Source organism: Nostoc sp. NMS9 (assembly GCF_017114995.1).
GTDB lineage: Bacteria > Cyanobacteriota > Cyanobacteriia > Cyanobacteriales > Nostocaceae > Nostoc.
The window spans coordinates 1-12,247 of sequence record NZ_JABXKL010000033.1 but is presented as its reverse complement, the minus strand read 5'-3'; the positions used below and the strand labels follow the sequence as shown (position 1 = coordinate 12,247).

The following is a 12,247-nucleotide window of genomic DNA, read 5'->3' as shown; positions in this document are numbered from 1 at the left end:
CCCAATCGGAGCAGGGGAACGAGACAATATCTAAAAGCTGGTTCTAGGCTGGCTTTCACGTTAAGTTGACACCAATGGAATATGCCGTGCCCCCTACGGATGTACCTTACGTAAACGAGAACCGCTATATTTAATAGCTATAGCTATTTTCAATTGAGTGTAATACCCAAATACTTAAATAAAATTCCCGACTTCTTAGAAAAGTCGGGAATTTTTTTTGCTCACTAAATGTAGCCAAATAGCCCAAAATTTTCTAAAGAAGGTAGGCTATTTGCCCACTAGATAATTGGGATTTTTTCAGAATATACCAAAAATCTCTTTGCTGAAAATCAACCTATGCAATTAAGAGTGGCTTTCTAGTGGATTAGCAACGTATTTGAACGTTGGCTCCGAATTCCAAGGGCCACGCTCATCTTTACCATCTCCGTTTGTAGATAGATTGTAGTAGAGAGCAACAGTTTCATCTGGCTTAATATTACCAAAGAATGGATCTGTCAACTTACCTAGTGAATCTAGAGCTTTCATAAACATCTGAGTATGAGAAATTTCTCGTGTTAACAGATGGACTAAAGTCTCTTGGGTTCCTTTGTCGGTTGCCAACTTAATCAATTCTTCGTAAGTCTGACGAGCGCCAGCTTCGGCTGCAAGGTTAGCTCTTAAATCACGCACTACATCTCCACCTTCATTCAAGTAATTTGCAGTCCAAGCATTACCTTGACTATCTAGAAAATGAGGCCCAACCCCTCGGATTGCAAAGAGAGTACTTTTATAAGCCTCTGTTTGATCCACATTTTTTGTATGACCTTCGATGAGTTTGCCAACCATCTCTAAATGGCTGAATTCCTCGAGCGCAATGTCTTGCAGCATGTCTTTAATGCCAGGATTTTCGACATGGAATGATTGAACCCAATATTGAAGTGCTGCACTAAGTTCTCCAGTAGCTCCGCCAAACTGCTCTAAAAGTAACTGAGCAAAACGAGGGTTCGGTTCACTAATGTTAACTGCATGAATAGGCTCTTTCTTGTGAAAAAACATAGATTTACACTTCCCAAAATTATGATGTTACAGAAAGGATCGGCTATTTTATTTTCTTTTAGTTTTTTCCAGTAAGAGCTAATCTGATATTTAATAGCTTCTCAAATTGGTGAACTAAAAGACTGATAAAATACAGTGTTCATGTGAGTGTTGATAACTGCTAATCAGCGATTATGCATTCCTGCTTCTTCTGATTAATCCCCATATATAAATAGCAACAATTGCACCAAGCACAGCTACTAAAATACCAGGGAGAGTTAAACCAGCGCCAGCCGAAGTAATTTGCAGAGTTCCTGTTCGTAGCAAGGTAAACAGACTTCCACCAACGAAAGCACCAATGATACCCAAAATCATTGTGGAGAGAATTCCACCACCTTGATAGCCAGGATAAATAGCTTTAGCAATCGCACCTGCCAAAAGTCCTAAAACTATCCAAGCAATAATACTCATAACCGCCTCAACAATCTCACTTATATCTAAGCTATCAACTCTAATTCCAAATTCTTTCTACCAGATGGGGTAAATGCTAAATCCAAAAGTTATACAAAATAATTTACATCTAAATTGGATGAGAATTGGCATTTTCACATTTTAATATTAAAGGTAAGTTTTTGCATATTTAAGTTAGAAGTTATTAAAAATATATAGTTCTAGACATAATTATTGTCTGCAAAACTAAATGTTAATTTACTAATCAATCAATTCTCTTTTATCTCTATCTTAAGACATAAAGTTTGTATCTAACTTTTTGGGGATGTATTAAAAATATTTATTCTAAAAATCTTTGAAATTTTCGTTATAATTCATTATTAATTATCTATATCAATAATTAACCAAGCTTTTTGCACATTTTTTATTTAACAAGTTTATTTAAATTACCTTTTGACTGCCTATCACGCTTGCGTTGCACTTCATGCACCACGCAAATAAGTTCAAAAATAAAATCAGATTGCTATAGTCTTAATAATATCCCCTCAACTTTTATTTTTAAGGTAGATTGAGGGGATAAGATATGGTAAAGATTTGCAGAAGCGATATCAAATAGCGCGGGAGAACTTTGTCTCTCGCGTTCTTGTGTGAGTATCAAATATGACGGCAATATTTCTTACTAGTAATCTACCGATGTCGGTAATCTGGATCTGATTTTTTGATAAACTGACTAGACCATCGGCTTCTAGTGGTTTTAACGCCTCTAGTTCCTCAGAGAAATATTCATCAAAATTGATATGATATTTGTTTTCAATATCTTGCTTAGAAAGCTGAAAATGAGACATAATACCCATAATCACATCCCGTCTAATAATGTCATTCTGAGTGAGTTTGATACCTTTACTAACAGGTAAACTACCTGCTGCCAGTGTCTGATAATAATCCTTTAACTCCTTGTGGTTTTGAGCATAAACATCTTCTAACATACTGATGGATGTTGCACCAAAACCAAATAATTCTGTCTCGGCGTGGGTAGTGTAGCCCTGAAAATTGCGTTTAAGAGTACCATTACGTTGAGCGATCGCTAATTCGTCATTAGTTTTAGCAAAATGATCCATCCCAATAAATAGATATTGGTTATTCGTCAATTCTTCAATGGTCATTTTCAGAATATCTAACTTTTCCTCGGCTGGAGGTAGCGCCTCTTGAGGAATATTTTTTTGCGTCGGTTTTAGCCACGGTACATAAGCAAAGTTAAAGACAACAACTCGGTCAGGATCTAATTCAATCGTCTTTTTCAGCGTCTCTTGAAATGTCTCACGTGTTTGATAGGGTAAACCATAAATTAGGTCTACATTCACACTTTCAAACTTAGCTTCTTTGATCCAACTCATGACATCAAAGAGCATTTCTTCTGGCTGGACACGATTGACAGCTACTTGAACTTGGCGATTAAAATCCTGAATGCCAAAACTAATGCGGTTAAATCCAATCTGTCTCAGAAAGAAAATGTAGTTTTTATCGATATAGCGGGGATTAATCTCAATTGAGATTTCTGCTTGGGGATCGATGTTGAAATAGCGATTGATGTTTTTCCATAAAAATTCTACTTGGTGACGCTCCAAGTAATTAGGAGTACCACCTCCCCAGTGGATTTGCAGTACTTTTCTATCTGAATCGATTAAAGCTGCGGTGTTTTTAATGTCTTGAACCAAAAACTCTACGTAAGGTTTAGCAATATTCTTGTTGTTGGAAATAACTGTATTACAACCACAGAAGTAGCAAGCACTTTGGCAAAAGGGGATATGAAAATATAAACTTATAGGAGTTTTGCGTTGATTCGAGGCAGTGATCGCGGCCTTAAAATCAGTTTCAGTAAATGTTTCGCTTAACTCTGTAGCGGGCGGATAACTGGTATATCTAGGTGCGCGAGTATCGTACTTTTGGATCAGATCCAGATCAAACTTGACACCAGGTAATAGAAAAACCATTGAGTTGCTTTCCAAGGAATGAGGGGGACTGGGGACTGGGAACTGGGGACTAGGGGGAGAAAATTATTGAACAAGTTTCTTTTTTGTGCCCAATGCCCACTTGCCCTGAGCTAACGCGAGTGCGTCTGGTAGAGAAGCCGAAGGGATGCCTAATGCCCAATACCTAATAAAAAATTAATTAGCCGCAGTTACTTCAGTGCTACCTGAATTCTGAGAACGAGTCAGGCTATTAAACAGGACTTGACCAAGTGCTTTAATTAAACTTCCCTCTAACTCCTGAGCCATTTGTAAATTTAATCCAAAGGCATTATTAGCTTCTGCAACAATCCGTTCTGCTGTTATATCATCAACGGGTAATGCATTTAATGCCTGACGATACTTATCCTTAAATGCCTTTTTGTCAGGAATTTGCTCAAAGTTGTAAAAGGATGTGCCTTCATAGCCAGAAAGCTTCAGGGCTGACTGAGCAACTTTTTGTAGCATTTGACCCCCAGAAAGATCGCCCATGTAGCGAGTGTAGGCATGACCTAGCAATAAGGCTGGTTCACTAGTAGAAATTTCCCGAATGCGGTTAATGTAGCTCTGAGCAGCAGGTGAGACTGTAACTTGCTCTCTCCAATTATCCCCATAATAGAACACCATGTCTTTTTCAAGTGAGGATTGGCGATTAAGTTCAGGAAAGTAAACTGCACTAATCACAGGATGTTCTACATGGCTCTCTAATGCCGCTTCTAGTTCGCTGTAGACATAATACAAGTTGCTTAAGAATTTAGCGAAGCAGTCTCTATCCACAACCCCTTTCAGAAAACATTTCATGAATCCCACATTTTCTGCTGAGGTGTGGGCTTGTTGAGTTCCAGAACGCAGTTTGATGGCGAGATTGCTACTCATTGTTGCTTCCTTCATGTTCAAGCGCAAGGTTTCTGGGCAGTCACCGACTTAGGATGCCTGCCAGTCCCAGCTAAAAGATTGTTATTCTAGGTTTAGAGAGGATCTGCATCAGTCTATCCAGCAAGTACCACAGCCGATGTAGATCCCAGCTATTTTTATTTCTCCTAAGATTATTTAACTATTAATTTATATATAACTATAAAGATATTAGTATTTATTTTATGTTTTTCTGATGCTTACTGTTCCTGCACATTTCTGTTGAGTAGTAACAAAACTGATTTTGGAATCGGTATTTTAACTCTCCTGAAACGATCAGATTCTTTGATAACAGAGTTATTGAAAAGACAAATAACACTGTCACATACGCATTTACCCTGATTTTGAATACAAATCATCCAGACTTTTTCCAACGATTAAAGCAGTGTTCTAACCTTAATCTGAAAATAGCAGAGATTAATAAGAGCGATCGCACTCCATAACACCAAAAAACGATCGCCTTGCTTCACTCAAAAAGAGCGATCGCACTAACTTGGTTGGGCTTCTATCGTCACAGTAATCGCGTTTTCTCCTAAGAATCCACCTTTGCTACCTGATATTTCAATAAGTTTCCATGCGATGCGTTGATCTGATATGGTTGCACCATCAATAAAGCTCAAAACCTTTAATGCTTCATTAATAGCTTCCTGAAGAGCAGATTGAAAATCCCCTTCTTTTGATGTTCCTTGAAATTGTTGAATCTTCATAGTAGTCATGAATGTGTTATTTGGTATTTAGAAATAATTATGTAGTACTCAGGATTGCTGAATGAAGGCATGAATAATTGCAGAAGTAGAACATCGCTGAATTAGAGATATTTGATTTGGTGCCTTACACTCACTTCATTAACGCACCCTACAATATGGGTGATTGCACTCTTATCATGTATGCGGTTGATAATTCTCTACATTATTGTTAGAAAAGATCGGCTCAATAACGAAATTTTCAGTCTTTGTAAGGTATTTTGCAGGTTGTTGCAAACATCTCACTGTAATATCAACTAGAATAATCCGAATATGCCCTTCACTACACCTGTAAATTTTTCTGCTTCTTTAAAAATATTAACTGTATTGTTAATATCCTCTTGTACCTTCTCTAAATTTTCTAGCCCCTCTTGAAGTTGGGGTTCAAGTGGTTTTAATTCAATTTCTATATTTTTTAATTTCTCATTACCGAGTTTATCAATGAGGCTTTGAGAGTGCCAAATGGTATCATCCAAAGTTTTTCTTTTATCTGGTTCAGTTTCTTTATCTCGAGCCATACTAAATACTTTTTTCTGTTTTTTAAGTATGTCAATTTGTTGTTGAAGTATGTCAGCAATCATTGTAGGTTCGTTAATTAAGTGATTAGTCATGGTACTACTTCTCATGAATGTTAACTATTTAATAGTGGCAACTAACATTAAAAATGAATCAATATCTTTTAAAACAGAATTGAGATGTGTAACGGAAGTTTTTCCTTCAAGGGAATCCTGGAAAGTCTGTTTGAATTCTTTTAACGTATTACTTGCTCTTACGAGTCCTTCAATTTTTATATTCATTGTCAGGATATTACTCCGTTCTGCAATCCATTGCTCTTCATCAGCAATGGGCTGTAGCTGAGTAAGTGGTTGGATCACAAGGCGCTGTTCCTGTAGTTCTTGTATTCTATTTACATCTTCCTGGATATCTTCACTGAGGAATTGTAGTAGTTTTTCTTGTATTGTTAGCTGTTTAATAATTGCTTCTTTACGCTGTTTTAATTCTTCTTTAAGTGCGCCATGAATTTGAGAATCAAGAACTATTATGGCTATAGGTGACACAATTACACTTTGAATTCTTTGAAGGCTCGCACCACTATTATTGAGATTATCTGCAATACCTGCAATTGCTGTCTTAGCTTCATTAGGTGCATCGGAAGATGCTAGCTCTTGCAGTTTAGAAAAATAAGCTTCCAAAAGTTGATTGTGATTACGCAGTTCATTGATAATATGTAATCGTTCATTATCAAGTTTAGATTTCTCATAATAGTCAGTTGAACTTACAGAATTGTATCTTCTTTTTTTATCTAAAATCTCTTCCGAAGTTTTGTCGATTTTAATATTGCCAGCAGTTATTAATAGTTGGTCAACAGCTTGAGAATATTTGTTTCCTACTTCAGCTAATTGTTTATACCTTTCTCTAGAGTTACAACCACTTGTTAAAGCTGCGACAGTAGCAAATATTACCACTGTTTTATGAAATTTTTTCATCATGAGTATCTCTCATATACTATAAATGCTGATTTAGGTTCAGACAATTACGAATCTTGCCTTGCGATTAAATCGCACTCTTCTTGTAATTTTACCGAAACTTACCGAAAATCTTTGTTTGTTAAAAAATATTCAATAGACTTGTCCGAAAATTAGGTTTTCACGCTTACTATACAAGGCTTGGATGTTGCTTTACGGATAAGTCTAATAAATATTTTTCCAGAATTAAGATTGTCTTTGCTCTAATTCCCACCTCTATTCTGCTGAGGAATTATGGAAATGATGATATTAAAATTAAAACATGGTTCAAGTAATTCTAACCCCACATATATTTTCAATAGATCACAAGCTGAAGAGCCATTAATAGTATCTAGTGGTAGCGTTACTACTGTTACGTTAGTTGAACTCCTATTTGATTAGCACGGAGATGAATAATTTGCGCCAGTCTAGTTTGTGTTGTTATTGCAGTCTGATCGTTTTTGGCTTGCCATTTTTGGTAATTAGCGCGAACTGAGTCTAATTCTTGCTGCAAATCTTCTTCGGTAGTCATTGCCATAATTTGGCTTTCAATTGGGTTAGTGTCGTTAGGACTAGGATTGGGTTGGCTATTTTCACTAGGAATTAGAAAAGTCATACAACCTCCAGAAGGCTAATATTAGCTTGATATGAATCAACACTACAGATTTCCGATTCCTAACACTACCAAGGTTTACAACTTTAAGAAAAAAGTTAAGGATTTAGCACCAGCAAATCCCCAAAGCTGTTCCTTATATTGGTTTCAGTTACCAAAAATTTAAGTGCCTCGCAACCATTCAGTTAACGGCGTTCTTAACTTTGGAAAAACCCCCAAGTTAAGAACTTGCTTGCTTCTGTTTACTTTCCCAGAGCAAACTCCAACTCCCAGGCACGTTGAGAATAGACTTTTTTGAATTGCATCCGTAAGTAGTTGTGCAAAATTATTGATGTCACTGTAAGCAAAATGTAATTCTGATACTGTATTTGCCAATTTAGAAACCCAATGGCAATAGGCTCAAGGTGCCAATTTTACTCAATAGCCTAATCACTTAAGATTTGTAACTATACTGCATAAATTTGTAAAGTGCATCAGTTATCTATATTTAGTAAGCAAATTACTAAGCACATTTTTATACTTTATTTCAAAGTAAAAATGCAATTACAATCGAAAAATCATCTCCGGCGGCGGGGTGCGACTCTGACGATTCAAGGCTCAAGGAAACTCAATCAGGCAAAAGCTCAGTTAGAAATTGAGCAAAACTTTAAACGATACACTCTCGAAGACCTAAGTGAGAAAACAGGTATAACCCCCAATACCCTCAGTAAGGTCTTTAATGGCTCAGTAGGAGTTGATAAGCGAACCTTGGAGTGCTGCTTCAATGCCTTTAATATGACCTTATTAAAGAATGATTATTTCTATTTGGAGCCTCATCAAGACAGTCTTGCCAAGATTGGCTCAATGTCCGCGGCTGAAGCCTGCGGCTGCATCGAACCAGTATGCGATTCTCGCAACAATGTAAGCCAAACCCACAAAATGGAACGATTCCCGAAGGGACGGCAGAGCCGAACGCAAGACAATCTGTACCTTCGTTCCCCAAACCCACCAGGAGGGCAGATACCACTAGATTCAGTCTTTTACATTGATCGTCCCATCCTCGAATCCCTCTGTTACGAAGCCATTCAGCAACCCGGTGCGTCGATCAACATCCGCGCCCCCAAACAAATGGGCAAAACCTCGCTAATGGCCCGCATTCTGGCTTATTCTGAAACTCTTGGCGATCGCACTGTTTCCGTGAACTTGCAACTTGCCAACGACGAGATTTTACAGAACCTAGATCGCTTCTTAAAATGGTTCTGTGCCAGAGTCAGCAAGCAGTTAGACTTGCCAAATGCGTTGGTGCAACCCGCCGTAGGCATCGCCAATTTTTGGGATAACTCCTTGGGCAGTAAATCGAACGCCACCGATTACTTCGAGGATGTTATCTTAGTTAACCTCGATCACGCAGCGTCTCCAAGGAAGAATCGCCCCCTGGTCATTGCGATCGATGAACTCAACCAGCTTTTTGCCTACCCCGACATTGCTCGTGAATTTCTCCTACTTTTACGAACCTGGTCGGAGCAAACCAAAAAAGGCGATGCAGACATTAATCCTTGGCACAAGCTGCGACTGGTGATGGTTCATTCTACTGAAATCCTGATGCCTTCCTCGATCAATCCCTCTCTCTTGAATACTGGGGTGGTGATTGAGTTACCTGAGTTTACCTCTGCTCAGGTGCAGGATCTAGCATATAGGTGCGAACAGGAGATAACCGCGTCACAAACCCAGCGCCTGATTGCTCTGTTAGGGGGACATCCCTATCGGTTGGACTTAGCATTTTATTACCTACAACAACAGACAATAACCCTGGAAGAACTCTTAATAAATTCTGCGATCGCCGCCGCCATCTATGCAGACCACTTAGAACAGCAATGGTGGAACCTGCAACGCTATCCCAATTTATTGCCATCCTTTACAGAAATAGTCAGCCAGTCAAGTCCTGTAGATTGCGAAGTAGAGCAAGCTTCCCAGTTGCACAAGCTAGGATTGGTGCATCTGCATGGTATAAAGGCAAGTCTCGCCTGCGAGTTATTTCGTCCGTTTTTCTGCGATCGCCTGCCGCAAATCAACAGTTATGGGTGCTAAGAACAGGCACACGAATTATAAGTGGGACAAGACAACACCTCACAAGTAAGCCTCAACCAAGAGTTGACAGCTAGGGGGAGAGATTTCTTCATTAAGCTAATTAGGCGGTTACTACATGAGCCGTCTAACTCACGTTATTTTTACCACTAAGATAGTAAGCGATCGCATTTATCACCTCTAAATGTTGGTTAACTGGAATAGATAGCATTCGCTACCAAGTACTTGCGAATTTCAGTGCTATTGAAGTAAAAATTTAACTTAATCTTATCCTTTTCTTGATTTTTTCTTGGTTGTAATGAGACTTTTAATACAATATATTTTATTTAATCAGTATTAAATCTTTTATATAAATCCGATTTAATTTTTGAAAAGCTTGACTGCTGGTAGCTTTGGGTGATGTAAATCAGAGCTTCAGTATACTTAACAAGATTAATACGTGATGTTTCAAATTTCTATGTGATATCGTCAAAGCAGGTTTAAAGATTTAGCCTTTGTGTTTGGTATTGTCCTCACTAAATCAGGATAAACTCTATGTATCGATTCCAGATCAGTGCATACACTCAAACGGGCGAATCCATTGGTCTCGTCGGTTCTACTCCAGAGTTGGGATTGTGGGACATTAGCAAATGTGTTCATCTGCGTACAAGTGGCGATCGCTATCCTTTATGGTGGACAGATATAGAAATTGACATTCAGCCACCTTTAGAGTCAGGCGATGGACAGAGAGTTGAATACAAGTACATACGTCTCGATGCAAACGGTAATGCCCGATGGGAAAGCTTACTAGATACAAATCGCTGGATTCAGATTGACTCTAATGATGATGTCAGCACAATTATTGTGGATGATGGCGCATTCGGTTATTTACAACCTTATCCGTTCGGATACATTGAGGAACCTGCTGTCAGAAGACCCTTGGATGAAGAGTCTGAAGGGTTAAAAATCGTAGTCATTGGCAGTTCCGTTGCATTAAGTCATAAAGCTTGGTTTTTGAAAGGTTGGGTCTGGCTGTTGGCACAGGCTTTACAGCAAAAATATGGACATAAACTCGTGAATGTGTCGGAGGTGGGAGCGAATGTCAGCAGAACGATCGCTCGATTTCCCTGGTTCGTCACCCCAGAACAACCAGATATTGTGATTATTGCCCTGTCTCTAGGCAACGAAGGGTTAGCCTACTGTCCCCCTCACGAACGGCGGGCAGTACAGCGGCGGTTTGAAAGTGGCTTGCAGCAGCTTGTGAAAATGACGTGCGACATTGGAGCAATACCGATTTTAGGCGGAGTCTATCCCAACGGAGATTATTCCCTAGAACATTACTCGCTGATCCGAGACACACACAACCGGATGCTAAGTTGGGGCGTGACTGTATTGGATTGGTTGGCAGCCGTAGATGATGGACAAGGACGATGGAAAGCGGGGACATCCTTCGACCCGGCTCACCCGAATACAGTCGGTCATAGCCTCATGTATCAGCAGATCGACCACCACCTATTCGATATCGACAAAGACGCATTAGCAAAAGAAAAACAACGTTTCCAGCAACCGAATGAATTTCCTATTTACTTTGACAATACGGGCTTTCATGTCTTTGTCTGTATGGGAGAGAAGCGTTTACGGATCGTTAATTTATCGCAATACAGCTACACGATCGCTCCCTATTGGCAGGAACTACAAACTGCACTGCAAAGTCAGGCGGGATTGATAGCAGGTATTTACATTACGAAAGATACCAAGCCAGGGACGCTCCCCTTCTTGGCTGTAGAGGATGGTGCGATCGCAACTACAATAAACATCCCCCCTAATACCGACCTAGAATATAGTACCGCCTTCAATCTCTTTTCGCCGAACAACGTTTTATTCTATGACGGGCATTTGGGGATTTTGCAAGCGGATGAACGCCACCTCTGGATAATCAACGAATCAGACAACGAGTACAACATTCAGCCGATGTGGACGGAGGTTTGCAACGCACTTAAAGCCATGCCATCGGGTGTTTATGAAGATCCGCTTTATCCCGATGCCCCTTTTCGCACGATGATGATTGGTAAAGATGGGCTAGAAAGCCGGGTGAAAGCACCACCTAAGTCTGCGGTGTTGTTCCAATACAAATGTGAGTTATTGGATATTAGCCGTGTGGCGATTCTTCCCCTTGGCGATCGCTGTGCCGTCCGCATGATGCTATATAAGATGGAGTATGACGGCCCCGCCTTTCCGTTTGATTTAACGCGCACCACTAATATTGCAGATGTTGCGGATGCGATCAAACATGGTTTTGATGATATGTGGAACCCTGCTTTTCTACACTACAGTCCCGATGCAGGTAGAATTTACCATAGTAAGTGGTCAGGTCTATCCTTTGCCCATGAAGTTGAGGAGATAGATGACCCCACGAATGATATGTCTCCCGTCCATGAACGGATGCGCGTTCGATACACAGCACGCTCTGAAAGGTTTTGGTATGCACTGCGGCATTGTGACAAAGTACTTTTCGTCCGCACAGGAATTAGCGATCGCGGTGGTGTGATAGATTTAGTCAACAAGCTGCAAAAACAATGTCAGGGAAAGCCATTTCATCTCTTACTTCTTTCTCCCCAAAGCGATGATCAGTTTTTAGACCTTCCCAATGTGCTGCATTACAATGTCGAGTTTAATCCCGATCGCATGTATGACGATTTGGGACATTGGATGTACTGCACAGAGGTGATGCGAGGAATTCTGGAATCTCTTGGTGTGTCCAGCAAAAACCTCTTTTGGTGTCCACCGAAAATACAAAAGGGGTGAGAAACTAGGTAGGGGGGTTCGCATTTGCTATTTCGGCGTTCGCATTTGCTATTTCGGCGAACTCATTTGTTATTTCGGCATTCGCATTTGCTATTTCGGCGAACTCATTTGTTATTTCGGCGAACTCATTTGTTATTTCGGCGAACGCATTTGTTA

At 39.7% G+C, this 12,247-nt stretch carries 10 protein-coding genes; 2 read left to right on the top strand and 8 right to left on the bottom strand.

Annotated features, from left to right (window positions below):
* Window positions 1-342 precede the first annotated feature (342 nt).
* The 8 genes from HWQ40_RS12210 to HWQ40_RS12175 form a co-directional block, all read right to left on the bottom strand.
* Window positions 343-1,035, bottom strand: coding sequence for a manganese catalase family protein (locus HWQ40_RS12210; protein WP_292778058.1), 693 nt, complete (start codon window positions 1,033-1,035; stop codon window positions 343-345).
* Window positions 1,036-1,206: 171 nt separating this feature from the next.
* A complete protein-coding gene (locus HWQ40_RS12205; protein WP_292778056.1) occupies window positions 1,207-1,485 on the bottom strand; it encodes a GlsB/YeaQ/YmgE family stress response membrane protein in 279 nt (92 codons plus the stop codon).
* 587 nt (window positions 1,486-2,072) lie between these two features.
* Window positions 2,073-3,455 carry an oxygen-independent coproporphyrinogen III oxidase gene (gene hemN, locus HWQ40_RS12200; protein ID WP_292778054.1) on the bottom strand — a complete coding sequence of 461 codons (1,383 nt, stop codon included), beginning with the start codon at window positions 3,453-3,455 and terminating at the stop codon, window positions 2,073-2,075.
* 174 nt (window positions 3,456-3,629) lie between these two features.
* On the bottom strand, window positions 3,630-4,346 hold the full coding sequence (locus tag HWQ40_RS12195; RefSeq protein ID WP_292778052.1) for a heme oxygenase (biliverdin-producing): 717 nt from the start codon (window positions 4,344-4,346) through the stop codon (window positions 3,630-3,632).
* 524 nt (window positions 4,347-4,870) lie between these two features.
* The gene (locus HWQ40_RS12190) at window positions 4,871-5,089 is read right to left on the bottom strand and encodes a hypothetical protein (RefSeq protein WP_292778050.1); all 219 of its coding nucleotides are present in this window, start codon (window positions 5,087-5,089) and stop codon (window positions 4,871-4,873) included.
* Window positions 5,090-5,382: 293 nt separating this feature from the next.
* The gene (locus HWQ40_RS12185) at window positions 5,383-5,736 is read right to left on the bottom strand and encodes a hypothetical protein (RefSeq protein ID WP_292778048.1); all 354 of its coding nucleotides are present in this window, start codon (window positions 5,734-5,736) and stop codon (window positions 5,383-5,385) included.
* Window positions 5,737-5,760: 24 nt separating this feature from the next.
* The gene (locus HWQ40_RS12180; protein WP_292778046.1) at window positions 5,761-6,615 is read right to left on the bottom strand and encodes a hypothetical protein; all 855 of its coding nucleotides are present in this window, start codon (window positions 6,613-6,615) and stop codon (window positions 5,761-5,763) included.
* A 388-nt stretch (window positions 6,616-7,003) separates the two neighbouring features.
* A complete protein-coding gene (locus tag HWQ40_RS12175) occupies window positions 7,004-7,246 on the bottom strand; it encodes a hypothetical protein (protein WP_292778044.1) in 243 nt (80 codons plus the stop codon).
* Between the two features lie 534 nt (window positions 7,247-7,780).
* On the opposite strand from HWQ40_RS12175, the gene HWQ40_RS12170 reads away from it, so the two are divergent.
* Both HWQ40_RS12170 and HWQ40_RS12165 read left to right on the top strand, forming a co-directional pair.
* A complete protein-coding gene (locus HWQ40_RS12170; protein ID WP_292778042.1) occupies window positions 7,781-9,310 on the top strand; it encodes an AAA-like domain-containing protein in 1,530 nt (509 codons plus the stop codon).
* A gap of 531 nt (window positions 9,311-9,841) precedes the next feature.
* On the top strand, window positions 9,842-12,091 hold the full coding sequence (locus HWQ40_RS12165; RefSeq protein WP_292778040.1) for a DUF1796 family putative cysteine peptidase: 2,250 nt from the start codon (window positions 9,842-9,844) through the stop codon (window positions 12,089-12,091).
* Window positions 12,092-12,247 lie beyond the last annotated feature (156 nt).